Origin of the sequence: Oceanobacillus luteolus (assembly GCF_023715655.1) — a bacterium.
GTDB classification, from domain to species: Bacteria; Bacillota; Bacilli; order Bacillales; family Amphibacillaceae; genus Oceanobacillus; species Oceanobacillus luteolus.
On record NZ_JAMBON010000001.1, the window covers coordinates 58,792 to 75,802 of the forward strand.

Here is a 17,011-nt window from a genome sequence, read left to right on the forward strand (position 1 = left end):
GATATATGAAGACTGTAAAAGGGTCCTATATTTCAGGCTATCTGCAAATTCAAGTAAATGGAGAATATCCCGAACGTTTTTTACAAACATGTGCAGCGAACGGTATTATGCTATGGGAAATCCAAAAGCAGAGCACTAATCAATGTACGGCGATGGTCCAATTAAAAGACGTTCAGAAGATAAAAAAGTTAAGACATGGAAGTAATTATAAAATATATTTTAAGAAAAAGTATGGAATTCCATTTCTCAATAAAAAAGCTAAGAGGAAAAAACCACTTCTATTTGGCTTGCTTCTTAGTGTGCTTTTATTTTTTATGCTTTCCAATATGATTTGGCAAGTTACAGTAACCGGCGTTCCAGAAGAATTGGAAAATAAAATTTATGAAAGATTATCCAGTTACGGCGTCCATCCCGGTGCTTTTACATTCACTGTCGATTCCCCCAATCAAATCCAACAATTATTGTTGGAGGACGTCCCCGAATTGCTTTGGGTTGGTATTGAAAAAAGAGGGACAAGCTTTTATTTAGAAGGTGTAGAGAAATTGATTGTAAAGGATGAGGAAAAGAAAAGTCCTAGGCATTTGGTTGCGAACAAAAGTGGAGTAATCAAGAGTATGTATGTAAAGAAAGGCTTGCCTCAAGTTAGGGTTAATGATTTTGTGGAGAAAGGAAAAATACTTGTATCAGGAGCGATTGAAAAGCTGAATATGGAAAAAACGAAAGAAGAGGAAAATGAAGAGGTATATTATGAATACCTTGCTTCAGAGGGGGAAGTTATCGCTACTACATGGTATCGCGCAGAAGTTCTTATACCTTTACAATCCGAGCATATAGAATTGACTGGAAATATAGATGAGAATTATCGCTTTGGGATTGGATCGTATACATTCCCAATCTGGCCATGGAACAAAAAAGAATTTGATGATGAAATAAAGGAGATTGATGAAAAAAAATTAGAGATATTTGGTTGGGAATTTCCACTATACATTGTTAAGGAAAAAAGAATGGAAAGTACATCTAAGATTACAGAGAGGACACGAGAACAAGCAATTGAGGCCGGTATACAACAGGCGAAGGAAGATTTATATAGAAAGTTGGGAAATGATGCAAGAATTATATCAGAAAAAGTTTTGCATGAAACTAACCGGCATGGTAAAGTTAAACTAAGCTTGTATATTACAGTGGAAGAAAATATAGCGATTGAACAACCGATAAACCAAGGAGATTAAGTATGACAGGAAACTTAACTGATATCGACTTACAATTACAAGATCCAACTGAGGCTCTTGCGCTATTTGGAAATAATGACAAGTATTTAAAGCAATTAGAGTCTTTATTGGACATACGCATCGTTTCTCGTGGTGAAAAAGTCCAAGCTTCTGGAAGTGAGGAAGCCGTACAAGTATTACAGGAAGTCCTTTTTTCATTGCTTTCTTTAATTCAAAAAGGAATCAGTTTTTCCGAAAGAGATATAGGCTATGCCGTTGAGATGGCAAGAAAAGGGAATATTAATCAGTTTGAAGCAATGTTTGAAGACGAAATCACAAAAAATGTAAAAGGTAAATCCATTCGAGTAAAAACACTAGGACAAAAAAATTATATTGAGCGAATTCGTTCAAACGACTTGGTGTTCGGTTTTGGCCCAGCTGGTACGGGAAAGACTTATCTGGCAGTTGTAATGGCTGTAGACGCATTAAAAAAGGGGCTTGTAAAAAGGATCATTCTAACAAGGCCAGCTGTTGAAGCAGGAGAAAGCTTAGGTTTCCTGCCAGGAGATTTGAAAGAAAAGGTTGATCCCTACTTAAGGCCGTTATATGATGCTTTACACGATGTTTTAGGTGCAGAACACACTACTCGGTTAATTGAACGGGAAACAATTGAAATTGCTCCTCTTGCCTATATGCGAGGAAGAACCTTAGATGATGCTTTTGTCATCTTAGATGAAGCTCAGAACACCACACCTGCACAAATGAAGATGTTTTTAACACGTTTGGGATTTGGATCTAAAATGGTGATAACTGGGGATGTTACCCAAATTGATCTCCCGAAAGGAGTAGCATCTGGTCTCCGGGTGGCAGAACAGCTGCTTAGAGGCATTGAAGGCATTTCCTTTATTTATTTAGATGACTCTGATGTTGTACGTCATCCACTTGTACAGAAAATAATCCGTGCTTATGACAAAGAAAACACAAATCAGTAAGACCTGCTTTGTAGGTCTTATTTGTGCTGTAGGCCTGGAAGACAGGTTCTTTTTGCTATGGACAAAGGGGTGAGAAAGTGAAAAACAAGTTCATTGATCAGATGAAGAACTGGTTGAAAAATCGGACGAGTATATTTTTGATTGTTATAATAGTGCTCATACAAAGCCTATTTTTCTTTTTCCTATCATTGAATAATGTATATACAGAGACTTATGATCTTCAACGTTTTGCTACAGCCAACACAACGATTCGCTCACCTGTTACCATTGAAAATGAGGATGAAACGGAAAGGAAAACGAGGGAAGCGGTACAACAGGTTGGTGATCGCTATTCCATTTCAGAACAGGTTATCAACGAAAGAATCGGATATAGTGAAGAAATATTTGATGCTATTTTAACATTGAATGAAGATAATAAAAATGAAGCTGAGGATCAAGAAGACGGAGAGAAAGAGGAAGCTGTAAACGAAGAAGGGCTATCCCTTGATGAGAAAATTGAACGATTACGTCAAGTTCTTTCAGAGGACATAGTCCTTGGAGTGGATGCTGAAGTATTTCGCACATTGCTTTCTCAGCCTAGTAATGAACTCAAAGAAGCAAAAAAACTCTTCATTGAATCGACGTTAGAGGTTATGGAAAACGGTGTCAGGATAGAGAACCTGCAAACAGCTCGTGGGTTAGTTCAAGATGAAATAAAATATTCAAATCTAGAACCTATCGTTAAAGACGCATTAATCAATTTATCGACCTTTATAGTGACGGAAAATTCATTCTTTGATTTAGAAGCGACAAATGAAGCGAGGAAGATTGCCGCAAGCAATGTAGATCCTGAGATGATAAAAGCTGGGGAAATCATTGTCAGTGAAGGTCAAGTAATTACGAATGAAATTTACGAACAACTGAGACTAGTGGGACTATTGGATGGTGAACGTAATTTCTACCCGGTATTAGGGTTAATTTTGTTATTATTCATCCTTGGCGGGATTTCCGTAATTGAGATTAATAAATTGGTCAAATCAAATTCATTCGATAAACGTATTTTAGCTGCCATCCTAATTATTAGTGTAATAGTTATATCTTTAATGAAAGTCGTGAGTTTATATTCTACAGAGAATAATCATTTGTTTTATTTGATGCCAATTGCCATGGGTACACTTCTCATCAAGCTATTTATAAGTGAAAGATTAGCGATTATTATGGCAGGCGTATATGCAATCCTTGGGACAGTCATATTCAATGGATTTATTCCTGGGGCGTTAAATATAGAAGCAGGAATTTATTTCTTCTTTTCGCAGCTGGCTGGAATACTTTTCTTCCCTCGGGTTAAGGATCGGTTGGCGATTTTAAAGTCGGGAATAGCGATTATTCTCGTTAACATCATCACGGTACTATTATTTTTATTCTTGTCCTTTGAAAAATATACCGTGATGGACTTCTTCATCTATTCATCCTATGGGATGGTTTCAGCGTTCTTGTCTGCGGTTTTGACGATTGGATTGTTGCCTTTCTTTGAAACTAGTCTAGGAATATTATCTGATGTTAAACTGTTGCAACTTTCGAGCCCTAATCAGCCGCTATTAAAAAAACTTTTAGTAGAGGCGCCGGGTACCTACCATCATTCGGTTATGGTAGCCAATATTAGTGAGACGGCCTGTGAAGCAATTGGAGCTAACGGCTTATTGGCAAGGGTTGGTGCGTATTATCATGATATTGGTAAAACCGTGAGGCCACAATTCTTTATCGAAAATCAATTAACAAATCGTAATCCTCATGATCAAATGGATCCAAGAGAGAGTGCTAAAATTATTATAAGCCATCCATATGATGGAGCTGAGATGTTAAAGCAGAATAAGTTTCCTAAAGAAATTATTGAAATTACTAAGACCCATCACGGCACCTCACTTTTAAAGTTTTTCTATCATAAGGAAAGACAACAAAATTCCGAAGTATTAGAGACGGATTACCGTTATCCAGGTCCAAAGCCCGCTACTAAAGAGGCTGCAATCATCAGCATATGTGATTCGGTAGAAGCTGCGGTCCGGTCACTAAATGAACCTACTGAAGATAAAATTGAGGAAATAGTGGCTTCTATTATGAATGACCGAATTTCTGATGGACAATTAGACGAAAGTCCATTAACATTAACAGAACTAAAAGTAATTCAAACTACCATTTGTGAGTCATTAAAAGGATTTTTCCATTCACGAATTCAGTATCCTACAAAGGATAAGGAGGCAAATTAAATGTATATTGATTTTCATGATGAAACTAATTCACTACCCACTGAATATTTCGATCTCTTGCAAAGACTTCTGGAGTTTGCACGGAAGAAAGAAGGGGTATCGCAAGAAGCGGAGATGTCTGTCAATATTGTTGATGATAAAGAAATACAGGAATTGAATAGAAATTACCGACAAAAAGATGAACCGACTGATGTCATATCGTTTGCAATTCAGGAAAAAGTCGATGGGGAACTGCATATCTACGGAGAAGAAGATATTCCTACTATTCTTGGTGATATCGTTATATCAATTGATCGAGCAAAGGAACAGGCGGAAGAGTACGGTCATACGCTAGAAAGAGAAATATCATTTTTAACGATTCACGGATTTCTCCATCTTTTAGGGTATGATCACTTAACCGAAGAAGAGGAAAAGGAAATGTTTGCTAGACAAAATGAGATATTGAGTGAGTTTGGAATTGAAAGATAAAAAAGGGAAGAAGGGTCATATAGGCTTTCTTCATGCGTTTGCCGGACTTATAGGTGTGTGGAAATCGGAGTGGAATTTTCGATTTCATTCTTTTGCAGCCTTGCTCGTCATTATTGTCGGCTTTATGTTGAGTCTAACCATAATGGAATGGGTGCTGATCAGCTTTGCTGTTGGAATGGTATTAATAAGCGAATTAATCAATACGGCGATAGAAAAGACGATTGATTACCTGAAGCCTGAATATCACCCAAGTGCCCGTTTCATTAAGGATGCTGCCGCAGGAGCAGTACTGGTAAGTGCGATTGTCGCTGTCGTCGTTGGATTACTTATTTTTCTGCCAAAGATAAATATCCTCTTGTAACTCCATCAGGCAGGACTAGGATATGTCCTGTCTGCAACCCATCCTTCATCCTGCAGCAAATTATTAGAAGTTTTTACAACTTTTGTCGAAAATATGAAATGCAAGCTATTTTATAGTATGATATAAAAAAGTGTAAGCGACTGATTAGCGACGCACAGTTTTTCTTTGCTAATAGTTGCTGGTCGTAGCAGCTGTAAGTGGGAAATTGATGGAACTAATCTACCCACAACAACATTTAAATATTAAAAAAACAATCATCATGGAGGATCTTCAAATGGATTCCAATTATAAATCAGGTTTTATCGCTATCATTGGTAGACCGAATGTCGGGAAATCAACTTTTCTTAATCATGTCATCGGTCAAAAAATCGCCATAATGAGTGATAAACCACAAACAACTAGAAATAAAATACAAGGTGTACTAACCGCAGAAGACTATCAAATGATATTTATAGATACTCCTGGTATCCATAAACCCAAACATCGACTCGGTGATTTTATGATGAAAATTGCGGAAAACACATTAAATGAAGTTGATGCTGTCTTGTTTATGATAAATGCAGATGAAGGCTATGGCAGAGGAGATCAATTTATTATTGATCGTCTCAAAACAGTGAAAAGCCCTGTTTTCTTAATCATAAACAAAATTGATTTAGTTTCGCCTGAAGAATTACTGGGTATTATTGATGAGTACAGGGTAAAAAGTGATTTCCAAGAGATTATTCCAATCTCCGCATTACAAGGTAATAATATTGATCGTCTCCTAGGAGAATTAAAGAAATATCTTCCAGAAGGCCCACAATATTATCCTGCCGATCAAGTTACTGATCATCCCGAACGTTTCATCATAACTGAACTGATTCGGGAAAAAGCACTGCACTTGACGAGAGAAGAGGTACCTCATTCGATTGCTGTCGCATTAGAAAATATGGAAAAACGAAGTGACGAAACGGTCTTTATACAGGCAACTATTGTTACGGAGAGAAATAGTCAAAAAGGAATCATTATTGGAAAGCAAGGAAGTATGTTGAAAAAGATTGGGCAAGAAGCTAGAAAAGATATTGAAGTGCTTCTTGGTTCAAAAGTCTATCTGGAGCTTTGGGTTAAGGTGAAGAAAGACTGGAGAAACAAACAAAGTCAACTTTACGAACTAGGCTTTCGTAAAGATGAATATTAATCATGGTAAATTTTAATACTTATTTTTTTAAACTTCCTGGTCAATCTAGAAATAGAAACATTTTCAAACCACAATAGAAAGGCGGGGTTTCTTGTGCTCGATATTACTTGGAAAGTATTTAGTCAGACAGGAAACATTGAAACCTATTTATTATTAAAGGAACTAGAAAATGTCAAAAGCGAAAATCACGATCAAGGGAATGAATTTGATTTATCTAATATGAGCGATGTCGAGACTGTTCAAAAATTGTTTTAATGCATTAAATATGAAAAGAGCTGACGAGCTTTGCTTGAGAAAATTGAAGGGATTATTATCAAAACAGTCGATTATGGAGAAACAAACAAGATTGTCACGATTTTTAGTAAAAGAATAGGAAAATTTGCGGCGATGGCAAGAGGTGCTAAAAAGCCACGCAGTAGAATGGCTGCTGTAACGCAGCCATTCATTCATGGGCAATTCTTTGTGTATGTCAATTCAGCTTTAAGTACCATTCAGCAAGGGGAAATCATCGATTCATTTCGTCCGATCAGGGAAGATATTGAAAAAACTGCTTTTACAGCATATTTGACAGAACTGACGGAAAAACTGATAGATGATAAATCTGCCGATCCATATCTTTATGAACAACTATACCAAACGATGCTTCGGATAGCCGACAAAGAGGAATATGCAGTACCAGTTATGATGTATGAATTAAAAGTCTTCAGAAAAGGTGGATTTGCTCCGACCTTATCACATTGTGTCAATTGCGGGCGTACAGAATTGCCTTATGTATTTTCGATAGGAGAAGGCGGTTTTCTTTGCCGGAATTGCAGGCGTTTAGATGAAAATGCAGTTCATCTAACAGAAACTCAAGTTAAACTTTTGCAATTATTTCAGTCCGTTGGTATTGAACAGGTCGGTGAGATCTCCGTTAAGCAAGAAAATAAACAGTTATTAAGACAAATTATTGATGCGTATTATGACCGTCATGGTGGCTACTTCTTAAAAAGCAAGAAGTTTATCCAGCAATTGGATAAATTGAAAGGGATATAATTGACATATCGACCATTTTGGTCTATCATCTTTTACATATTCACAATAAATATAATCAGCAATGAGGGAAAGAGTACTTATCAAATTAGTTTCCATAGCGAGTCCAGGATAGTGTAAGCTGGATAAACTGATGGTAAGGAAAGGCACTCCTGAGCTAATCAATAAAGTGACTCGATTACTAAAATCGGGTAAATAGGGTGGAACCGCGGTATGAAAGCCGTCCCTATGTTTGCGCTGTGCAAGCATAGGGACGGCTTTTTATCGTTTAGAAACACGTAATCATATTCTCAAGCAAAATGCATAAGTGCTAAATTAGCTTTTGTAGGAGTGTTTCACCAACGGAGATGTTCCTCGTCCCTTTTAAATTATTACGTATAATATTGGAGGTAATGTAATGAATATTCAAGAAATGATCTTAACCTTGCAAAAACATTGGTCTGAACAAAATTGTATTCTTGTTCAGGCTTATGATACGGAAAAGGGTGCCGGCACCATGTCACCAATGACCTTGCTTCGTAGTTTAGGGCCAGAACCATGGAATGTAGCTTATGTGGAGCCATCAAGGCGACCTGCTGATGGCAGATACGGTAACAATCCGAACCGTTTGTATCAACATCATCAATTTCAGGTAATTATGAAACCATCTCCTGATAATATACAAGAATTGTATTTAGAATCGTTAGTAAAACTAGGGATTGACCCGTTGAAACACGATATACGTTTTGTTGAAGATAACTGGGAAAATCCGACGCTTGGTGCAGCCGGATTGGGATGGGAAGTCTGGCTGGATGGTATGGAAGTAACCCAATTTACTTATTTTCAACAAATAGGAGGATTGGAAGCGAATCCTGTTTCTGTAGAGTTGACTTATGGTGTGGAAAGGTTGGCGTCTTATATACAAGATAAGGAAAATGTATTTGACCTGGAATGGACGGATGGTGTGACTGTCCGTGATATTTTCTACCAGCCTGAATTTGAACACTCTACATATACCTTTGAAGAATCAGATACAGACATGTTATTTGATTTATTTTCGAAGTATGAAAATGAGGCAAAGCGTATCATGGAAAAAGGGCTTGTATTCCCAGCCTATGACTATGTTTTAAAGTGTTCTCACACATTTAACTTATTGGATGCTCGGGGAGTAATCTCTGTTACCGAACGGACTGGATATATAACAAGAGTAAGAAATCTTGCTAGAAGCATTGCAAAAGCTTATGTAACAGAGAGGGAAAGATTAGGATTTCCAATGCTTAAAAAAGGAGGAGAGGTAAATGGCTAATAATGTTTTATTTGAGATCGGTGTTGAAGAACTTCCAGCACGATTTGTCGATGATGCAGAAATGCAATTAAAAGATAAAACTATCGCATGGTTAAATGAAGCGAGAATATCTTATAATTCTATAACTTCGTATTCAACTCCAAGACGGATTTCCATCGTGATACGAGATATTGCTGAAGTGCAATCTACGATAGAGGAAGAAGCAAGGGGTCCAGCTGTCTCAATTGCTAAAGATGAGCAAGGACAGTGGACAAAAGCAGCTATTGGTTTTGCGAAGGGGCAAGGGAAAACTGTTGAAGATTTAGTGGAAAAAGAAGTCAAAGGTAAATCCTATGTATTTGTAACGAAGCGGATAGAGGGTAAACCAACGAAGGAAATACTACCTGGCTTTAAGGAAATAATTACTTCACTTACATTCAGCAGTAATATGCGTTGGGGAGAACAATCTTTACGATTCGCCCGTCCGATCCGATGGCTAGTGGCTCTGTATGGAGAGGAAGTTATACCATTTGAAATCGCAGGAGTAAGAACAAGCAATGTAACTTACGGTCACCGTTTTTTAGGCAAACCAACGACTATAAATGATGCAGAAGAATACGAAAGAATACTTGAGGAAAATTATGTAATCGCTGATGCTGGAAAGAGAAAAACAGAGATTTTAAACGGTATAAAAGCATTAGAAGAAGAAAACAACTATAAGATTATTGTGGATAACGACTTGTTAGCGGAAGTTACAAACTTGGTCGAATATCCAACTGTATTCCAAGGTACTTTTGAAGAAGGTTTCTTAAAACTCCCAAGCGATGTATTAATCATCTCGATGAAAGAACATCAACGATATTTCCCAGTAAAATCTTCAGATGGGAACTTGTTGCCTTATTTCATCGGTGTTAGAAATGGCAATGGAACAGCACTTCAAACGGTAGTCAAGGGTAACGAAAAAGTGTTAAGGGCAAGACTTGCAGATGCTGAATTCTTTTACGAAGAAGATCAGAAGAATTCTATTGATTTCTACTTAAACAAATTAGAACGCGTTGTGTTCCAAGAAAAATTAGGAACGGTAGCAGAAAAAGTTCAGCGAGTACGAAATTTAACACAACAAATTGCTGAGAAACTTGAACTTCCTAATGAAGCGACTAAACATGCAATACGAGCTGCAGAAATCGGGAAATTCGATTTAATGACGAACATGGTAAACGAGTTTACCGAGCTACAAGGGATAATTGGTGAGATTTATGCACTTAATTTTAAAGAAGAAAATGAAGTGGCAATTGCATTAAGAGAACAGTATATGCCAACTCATGCAAATGGTGAATTACCTGCAACAGAAATTGGAGCAGTATTAAGTGTAGCAGAAAAAATCGATACAATAGTTGGTATCATTTCAGTTGGATTGACTCCATCCGGTTCCCAAGACCCTTATGCACTCCGAAGACAGGCAGCAGGTGTGTTAAGGATATTGGAAGATAGAAAATGGAAGATTACATTGGAAGAATTGCTTAAATTAGCTTTTGATCTGTATGATGAACTAGATTTAGATAAAGACCAGGATTACCAAGATAAAATATATGATTTCTTCAAACTACGTGCCGGTTTCCTACTAAAAGAATTAGGTATCGAACAGGATGTGGTTCAAGCGGTTCTAAATGAAGAGATTGGTAATTTCAACTATTCCATAGAAAAAGCAAAAATCTTATCCAATAAGCGACAGGACGCATCCTTCAAAGCCACAGAAGAAGCACTTGTTAGGATTTTGAATTTAGCAGACAAGGCTGAATCAAATGTAGTAAATCCAGACCTGTTTGAAACAGATTCGGAAAAGCAGTTATATGAACAATACTTGAAATCAAAGCAACCATTTGAATTCCATAATGACAAACAAGAAGGATTGAAAGCTTTTGAACAGCTAGAATTACTTGCTGATCCAATACATCAATTCTTTGACAATAATATGGTCATGGCAGATAATATAGAAATAAGAAATAATCGATTGGCACTTGTTTCTGTTATATCGGTATTAATTCGTGAGTTTGCTGATTTGACGATGATTGAATGGAAACAGAGTTTCTAATGTCCTTTTAATGTACAAAATTATTTCAAGGATTACATTTGTTTCCGCGAAATAGTATGGCATAATTCCTTTTCGCCGCTTAATAATGTATAATATACATTAATTAGTATGTCTCTTTTAAGAGGTGGTGAATAAATGGAATTAAGTGAGCGACAAGACAAGATTATCGAAATTGTAAAACTGAATGGTCCGATTACTGGAGAAAAAATTGCTGAAAAGCTAGGATTGACTAGAGCAACTCTGCGGCCAGATCTTGCTATCCTTACCATGGCTGGTTTTCTTGAAGCAAGACCCCGTGTTGGATATTTTTACACGGGGAAAACTGGTTCAGAATTACTCACAGAGAATATCAAAAAGCTAAAAGTTCAAGACTATCAACAAGTACCAGTAGCTGTAAATGAAGATGCGTCGATATACGATGCGATTACCACGATGTTCTTGGAAGATGTTGGAACTTTATTTGTGGTAAACGAACATTCTTGTTTAACTGGTGTCCTTTCAAGGAAGGATTTATTGAGAGCAAGTCTTGGTCAGCAACGTTTAAATGAAATACCAGTTCATATCATTATGACTCGGATGCCAAATATAACAGTATGCAGAAAAAATGATTCACTGCTTGAAGCAGCGCTTAAATTGATCAATAAACAAATTGATGGTTTGCCTGTCGTTAAAGATACCGAAAAAGGCTTGGAGATTGTGGGGCGAATAACAAAAACCTCCATGACAAAGGCACTTGTTGAATTAACGGAAGAAAACCGTTTTGACTGATATTAGGGGGGAGAAGATGAGTAAGCAACCTACCGTTTATATTCTATCTGACTCAGTTGGGGAGACAGCAGAACTCGTCATCAAAGCTGGATTGAGTCAATTTAATAATGGAAGTTTCAAAATTAGCCGTGTACCATATGTGGAAGATAAAGGGACGATTTCCGAATATCTTCAGATCGCTAAGGAGAAGAAGGCGATGATCGGTTTCACATTGGTTGACCCTGAATTAAGAAACTATCTGAATGGCCAAGCAAAAGAACTTGGGGTAGAGGCACTGGATATTATGGGGCCAACCATTGAGGCGATGGAGAGGTTTTTTGGAACCGAACCGCATTTGCAGCCTGGTCTCGTACATAAACTAGATGAAGATTATTTTAAGCGTGTTGAAGCAATTGAGTTTGCCGTCAAATATGATGATGGAAGAGATCCTAGAGGAATTGCACGGGCGGATATTGTTTTGGTCGGGGTATCGAGAACTTCGAAGACACCATTATCTCAATACCTGGCTAATAAGCGGATTAAAGTAGCTAACGTTCCAATTGTTCCAGAAGTGGATCCGCCAGAGGAACTGTTTGAAGTCGCAAAGGATAAATGTATCGGCCTTCGGATAAGTCCTGAAAAATTGAATGAAATCCGCAAAGAAAGGCTTAAAGCTCTAGGTCTTGGCAACCAAGCTACTTATGCTACAATTAAACGAATAAATCAAGAGCTTGAGTTTTTTGATAAAGTTGTAGATAAGATAGGTTGCGACGTTATTGACGTTTCAAATAAGGCAGTTGAAGAAACAGCTAATATTATTTTACAAATGATTAAAAATAAAGCTGAAAATAAATAATGAATTTCTAAAGCAGATTCACGAGGAAAACATTCTACTTCCTTTGTTTGTAGAATGTTTTCTTCTTTTTGAGTAGAAAAAGTATAATTTGATAGAAATTCTGCGAAAAATGTATTATAATGATTTTTTGTGTAAACATATAAATATTCATTGTTTAGTAGCTAGTTATATTCTGAAAAGTAAAACATTCAAAAAAAAGAAGGAATGTTGCTTTGTAATATAGAAATAACAACTATAGAGCAAGAAAAATTTAGTTATTACTAAAAAATATGTATTTCCATGTTTCTACTTTTTCTTAAATGAAGAAACTTCTATAATAAATGTAGATTTATGTAATGATTAAATTACATGTGGATGAATGGAAAGAAAAGAACAAAAGTAATTCTCTGAGTCAAAAATGTAAGCAGTAAATTATCTTTATGTAGAAAAATGTCGTAATATAAAGGAGTTTAATGATCTTACAGGATAGATAGAATTTGGTGATTAGATTGAGTCAAATACCTGAAGAAATTATTGAAGAAGTAAGAAAAGCCAATGACATTGTGGACGTTATCGGAGAATACGTACAATTAAAGAAACAGGGAAGGAATTATTTTGGGTTATGCCCGTTTCATGGAGAAAAGACACCTTCCTTTTCAGTCACACAGGAAAAGCAAATTTTCCACTGTTTCGGATGTGGAAAAGGCGGAAATGTAGTGACATTTTTAATGGAAATAGAGAGCTTCTCATTTTTTGAAGCGTTAGAGCTTCTTGCAACCCGGGCTGGAATCAAACTTCCCGATACAGGTGGCGAGAAAAAGTCCTCTTATTCCGAAGAAAATCAACGTGTTCTTGAAGCGTATGAATGGCTCACAAAACTTTACCATCACTTGCTCCGTTATACGAAAGATGGTAAAGAAGGATATAATTATTTAAGTGAGCGTTCAATCGATGATGAGGCTATCGATACCTTTCAATTAGGCTTCGCCCCTAATATAAGGGATTTCATTGTAAAGTTCTTGGAAAAAAAGGGTTTCAACAAACAATTATTAATTAAAGCCGGATTTGTAACCTTAAGGGAGGACAATACAATTTCAGACCGATTTCAAGGTCGTGTTATCTTCCCGATTCGTAACCACCTTGGAAAGACCGTTGCATTCGGTGGAAGAGCAATCCAAGAACAAGGTCCAAAATATTTAAATAGCCCTGAGAGTGAATTATTCCAAAAGGGAAAACTCCTATATAATTTTGACCTTGCCAAGAGGCACATACGGAAAGAAAATGAAGCAGTTTTGTTTGAAGGGTATATGGATGTAATTGCTTCGTACCAGGCAGGAATAAAAAACGTTGTAGCTACGCTTGGTACTGCGTTGACTGAATCTCAGGCGAGTTTGTTGAAACGCTATGTAAACCAAGTCATTATTTGTTATGATGGCGATGCTGCAGGTCAAGAGGCAAGTTATAAAGCTGCTAACATCCTCCGAAAAGCAGGCTGTGAAGTTAAAATTGCTTACTTGAAAGACGGAAGTGATCCGGATAGCTTTATTAAACAAAATGGTGCTGAAGCATTTAAGAGTCAAGTTTTAAGAGCCAGCGATACTTACATGACATTTTACATGCGCTACTTTAAAAAAGATTATAATTTAAGCCTTGAAGCGGAAAGGCTAGATTATATCCAAAAAATACTTAAAGAGTTGGCGATGGTTGAAAGCTCGCTGGAAAGGGAATATTACTTACAGGAATTAAGTAAAGAATTCTCGATGTCTTTAGATGCATTAAAGGAAGAATTGGAAGTATTCCGATTAAAAAACGGGAATAACCCGGATAATAAGCTTCAGAACAGATATACTAATAACACTGTAAATTTTTCTAGAAACCGGAAACTACTTCCAGCCCATCACAATGCAGAGAGAAAATTAATATATCATATGTTGCAAAGTGAATGGGTAGCAGAACGTATTCAAGAGGAAATTGGAGCAAATTTTGAGGTTGATGAGCATAAAATAATTGTCACCCACTTATATGCTTTTTATGAAGAAAGAAATTCTCCAGATATTAGTAAATTCATTGAGAATCTTAGTGATGATAATTTGAAAAAGGTTGTCACTGAAATATCAATGACCTCTGAAATCGAAGAAGTTAGTGAAGAAGCACTCTCCGATTATATTAACATTGTTAAAGCAGAATCGAGTGACAAAAATATTATCCAAACCTTAAAAGAAAAATTGAGAGTAGCGGAACAAGAAAGTGATCCACTCACCGCTGCTAAGATTGCACAAGAAATTTTAGAAATCAAAAGAAATTCAAAGAAATAATCAAGTTTAAATTGTTGGAAGGAGGGGGACTCATGACCGAAAAGAAGCCGACTCAAACCAAAGAAACTGAAATGACATTAGAGATGGCAAAGGATAAATTAGTCGAAATTGGAAAGAAACGCGGTGCATTAGCCTATGAAGAGGTGGCGGACCGTTTATCGAATTTCGAGATTGAATCCGATGAAATGGATGAGTTCTATGAGTACCTAGGTGAACAAGGAATTGAAGTGATTGGAGAATCAGAAGATGATCCAAGCATGCAACAAATTGCTAAAGAAGAAGAAGTGGATACGGACGATTTAAGTGTGCCTTTGGGTATAAAAATAAATGATCCTGTTCGTATGTATTTAAAAGAGATTGGTCGAGTAAACCTATTATCTGCTGCAGAAGAGATTGAGCTTGCATCCCGTATTGAAGAAGGCGATGAAGAAGCGAAGCGTAGGTTAACAGAGGCCAACTTGCGACTTGTTGTTAGTATTGCCAAACGGTATGTAGGACGTGGCATGTTATTCCTTGATTTAATCCAAGAGGGTAACATGGGTCTGCTTAAAGCAGTAGAGAAATTTGATTACCGTAAAGGGTTTAAATTCAGTACCTATGCTACATGGTGGATTCGTCAGGCTATAACGCGTGCAATTGCTGACCAAGCTAGAACCATTCGTATCCCAGTGCATATGGTGGAAACGATCAATAAGTTAATTCGTGTCCAACGTTCATTATTACAGGATTTAGGTAGGGAACCAACTCCTGAAGAAATTGGAAAAGAAATGGAACTTTCACCGGATAAAGTCAGAGATATCCTTAAGATTGCTCAAGAACCAGTATCGCTTGAGACGCCAATCGGTGAAGAAGATGATTCCCACTTAGGCGATTTCATTGAAGATCAGGAGGCTATTTCGCCATCTGATCATGCAGCTTATGAACTGTTGAAAGAACAGCTGGAAGATGTGCTTGATACCTTAACAGACCGTGAAGAAAATGTTCTTCGCCTCCGCTTCGGACTGGATGACGGTCGGACAAGGACCTTGGAAGAAGTAGGAAAGGTCTTCGGTGTCACACGAGAACGTATTCGACAAATCGAAGCTAAAGCATTGAGAAAACTGCGTCACCCAAGCCGTAGTAAACGATTAAAAGACTTTTTAGATGATTAAACAATTATGGTCATTGTTTACACTTTTAGTGTAAGCAATGGCTATTATTGCTTGATTTCCAAAACATACGGGGTGAATACGGATGGAAGAAGAACGCAGGTTTACAATTATTCAGGAAATTGAGTATTGGAAACAACATAGGTTACTTCCTGAACACTATTGCAATTACTTGCTTGCTCTGTATACGAATGGTGAAGAAATGACAGATGTCATTACGCAAGATTACAAAGGGTACAATAAATATTTGACGTTAATAGAGCGCTTTCAAATAGTTATACTGTATTTACTTCTTCCCTTTTCGTTTGTTGTAATCTATTTTACTGAATTTCATATCTATTTGCAACTGGTTATTTTAGCTTTATTGCTTAGTTATTCTCTCTGGTGTACATTCTCCTTTAATGACAAAAGACGTCTCTATTTTCACTCGGCTTTAATTATCAGTTTGTTCCTGTTCTTATTAACAACGATTCTAGTGGGGGACTTGTTATCTGGCAGCGCATTTGTCGTTACCGGAATTGTCTTAATGAATTTCTTATTATGGTTAATTTTAGGATATTTAGCTAAATTTAAATATATGTTGATTAGTGGAATAATAGGGATAATTTTTGTACTTGTCTATTATTTTCTTTAGTTTTCATATCATTTCTCTTTTAAAGTTATTGATTTTAGAGTAAACTATATATAGTCTTTTTATAGATAGAAAATGGTAATACATAAGGAGGAAACAAAATGAAAAACGCGGTAATGCCATATGCAATTATTGCTATAATTGGGGTTGTGGCCGTAATCATTATTTCGGTTATCGGATTAAACCAACAACAAAATATCGCTGATGGTGGCGAAGGAGAAAATACTGAACAGACAGAAGATGGCGCAGCGGGCGAAACGGCTGGTGGAGATGCAGACTCTGTTTTCCAAGCTAACTGTGCTGCATGTCACGGTGCTGACTTATCCGGTGGTGCTGGTCCTGCATTAACAACTGTAGGAGCTTCTTATTCAGTGGATGAGATCAAAGATATTATTCAAAATGGTAAAGGCGGAATGCCTGCAATTCCTGCTGTTCAAGGTGAAGAGTTAGATGCTCTTGCAACTTGGTTGAGTGAAAAACAATAATTATCTATAAAAG

At 36.9% G+C, this 17,011-nt stretch carries 16 protein-coding genes; all 16 read left to right on the plus strand.

Translation table 11 applies throughout. From position 1 onward, the window contains the following. The first annotated feature begins 5 nt into the window (after window positions 1-5). Window positions 6-1,229, plus strand: a complete 1,224-nt coding sequence (yqfD, locus tag M3210_RS00310) for a sporulation protein YqfD (protein ID WP_251510071.1) — start codon at window positions 6-8, stop codon at window positions 1,227-1,229. A gap of 2 nt (window positions 1,230-1,231) precedes the next feature. Then, on the plus strand, window positions 1,232-2,200 hold the full coding sequence (locus M3210_RS00315; RefSeq protein ID WP_251510073.1) for a PhoH family protein: 969 nt from the start codon (window positions 1,232-1,234) through the stop codon (window positions 2,198-2,200). A gap of 77 nt (window positions 2,201-2,277) precedes the next feature. Continuing rightward, window positions 2,278-4,443: an HD family phosphohydrolase gene (locus M3210_RS00320; protein WP_349774297.1), complete on the plus strand. Its 2,166-nt coding sequence runs from the start codon at window positions 2,278-2,280 to the stop codon at window positions 4,441-4,443. Further along, a complete protein-coding gene (gene ybeY, locus M3210_RS00325) occupies window positions 4,444-4,911 on the plus strand; it encodes an rRNA maturation RNase YbeY (RefSeq protein WP_251510074.1) in 468 nt (155 codons plus the stop codon). Then, on the plus strand, window positions 4,901-5,272 hold the full coding sequence (locus M3210_RS00330; protein WP_251510075.1) for a diacylglycerol kinase family protein: 372 nt from the start codon (window positions 4,901-4,903) through the stop codon (window positions 5,270-5,272). Before ybeY ends, M3210_RS00330 begins: the two co-directional genes overlap by 11 nt. A gap of 274 nt (window positions 5,273-5,546) precedes the next feature. Further along, window positions 5,547-6,449, plus strand: a complete 903-nt coding sequence (era, locus tag M3210_RS00335) for a GTPase Era (RefSeq protein ID WP_251511082.1) — start codon at window positions 5,547-5,549, stop codon at window positions 6,447-6,449. Window positions 6,450-6,542: 93 nt separating this feature from the next. Then, the gene (locus M3210_RS00340; RefSeq protein ID WP_251510076.1) at window positions 6,543-6,704 is read left to right on the plus strand and encodes a YqzL family protein; all 162 of its coding nucleotides are present in this window, start codon (window positions 6,543-6,545) and stop codon (window positions 6,702-6,704) included. A 30-nt stretch (window positions 6,705-6,734) separates the two neighbouring features. Continuing rightward, on the plus strand, window positions 6,735-7,484 hold the full coding sequence (recO, locus tag M3210_RS00345; RefSeq protein WP_251510077.1) for a DNA repair protein RecO: 750 nt from the start codon (window positions 6,735-6,737) through the stop codon (window positions 7,482-7,484). Window positions 7,485-7,878: 394 nt separating this feature from the next. Then, window positions 7,879-8,766 carry a glycine--tRNA ligase subunit alpha gene (gene glyQ, locus M3210_RS00350; RefSeq protein WP_251510078.1) on the plus strand — a complete coding sequence of 296 codons (888 nt, stop codon included), beginning with the start codon at window positions 7,879-7,881 and terminating at the stop codon, window positions 8,764-8,766. Then, entirely contained in the window at window positions 8,759-10,837 is a 2,079-nt protein-coding gene (glyS, locus tag M3210_RS00355; RefSeq protein ID WP_251510079.1) for a glycine--tRNA ligase subunit beta, read from the plus strand. The genes glyQ and glyS overlap by 8 nt, the downstream gene beginning before the upstream one ends. Window positions 10,838-10,972: 135 nt before the next feature. Next, a complete protein-coding gene (gene ccpN, locus M3210_RS00360; RefSeq protein ID WP_251510080.1) occupies window positions 10,973-11,605 on the plus strand; it encodes a transcriptional regulator CcpN in 633 nt (210 codons plus the stop codon). 16 nt (window positions 11,606-11,621) lie between these two features. Further along, window positions 11,622-12,440 (plus strand): pyruvate, water dikinase regulatory protein, encoded by an 819-nt coding sequence (locus tag M3210_RS00365; RefSeq protein ID WP_251510081.1) that lies wholly within the window; start codon window positions 11,622-11,624, stop codon window positions 12,438-12,440. A gap of 479 nt (window positions 12,441-12,919) precedes the next feature. Then, complete coding sequence (gene dnaG, locus M3210_RS00370) at window positions 12,920-14,734, plus strand: DNA primase (RefSeq protein WP_251511084.1); 1,815 nt, start codon at window positions 12,920-12,922, stop codon at window positions 14,732-14,734. A 32-nt stretch (window positions 14,735-14,766) separates the two neighbouring features. Further along, on the plus strand, window positions 14,767-15,885 hold the full coding sequence (gene rpoD / locus M3210_RS00375; RefSeq protein ID WP_251510082.1) for an RNA polymerase sigma factor RpoD: 1,119 nt from the start codon (window positions 14,767-14,769) through the stop codon (window positions 15,883-15,885). 82 nt (window positions 15,886-15,967) lie between these two features. Beyond that, window positions 15,968-16,516: a hypothetical protein gene (locus M3210_RS00380; RefSeq protein ID WP_251510083.1), complete on the plus strand. Its 549-nt coding sequence runs from the start codon at window positions 15,968-15,970 to the stop codon at window positions 16,514-16,516. Window positions 16,517-16,614: 98 nt separating this feature from the next. Further along, window positions 16,615-16,998: a cytochrome c550 gene (gene cccA, locus M3210_RS00385; RefSeq protein WP_251510084.1), complete on the plus strand. Its 384-nt coding sequence runs from the start codon at window positions 16,615-16,617 to the stop codon at window positions 16,996-16,998. Window positions 16,999-17,011 lie beyond the last annotated feature (13 nt).

What these genes read in the sequence shown, in the direction of transcription:
- glyQ (WP_251510078.1), top strand. Translation starts at nt 7,879, where the DNA reads ATGAATATTCAAGAAATGATCTTAACCTTGCAAAAACATTGGTCTGAA.
- glyS (WP_251510079.1), top strand. Translation starts at nt 8,759, where the DNA reads ATGGCTAATAATGTTTTATTTGAGATCGGTGTTGAAGAACTTCCAGCA.
- yqfD (WP_251510071.1), top strand. Translation starts at nt 6, where the DNA reads ATGAAGACTGTAAAAGGGTCCTATATTTCAGGCTATCTGCAAATTCAA.
- M3210_RS00315 (WP_251510073.1), top strand. Translation starts at nt 1,232, where the DNA reads ATGACAGGAAACTTAACTGATATCGACTTACAATTACAAGATCCAACT.
- ybeY (WP_251510074.1), top strand. Translation starts at nt 4,444, where the DNA reads ATGTATATTGATTTTCATGATGAAACTAATTCACTACCCACTGAATAT.
- M3210_RS00365 (WP_251510081.1), top strand. Translation starts at nt 11,622, where the DNA reads ATGAGTAAGCAACCTACCGTTTATATTCTATCTGACTCAGTTGGGGAG.
- rpoD (WP_251510082.1), top strand. Translation starts at nt 14,767, where the DNA reads ATGACCGAAAAGAAGCCGACTCAAACCAAAGAAACTGAAATGACATTA.
- M3210_RS00380 (WP_251510083.1), top strand. Translation starts at nt 15,968, where the DNA reads ATGGAAGAAGAACGCAGGTTTACAATTATTCAGGAAATTGAGTATTGG.
- cccA (WP_251510084.1), top strand. Translation starts at nt 16,615, where the DNA reads ATGAAAAACGCGGTAATGCCATATGCAATTATTGCTATAATTGGGGTT.
- era (WP_251511082.1), top strand. Translation starts at nt 5,547, where the DNA reads ATGGATTCCAATTATAAATCAGGTTTTATCGCTATCATTGGTAGACCG.
- ccpN (WP_251510080.1), top strand. Translation starts at nt 10,973, where the DNA reads ATGGAATTAAGTGAGCGACAAGACAAGATTATCGAAATTGTAAAACTG.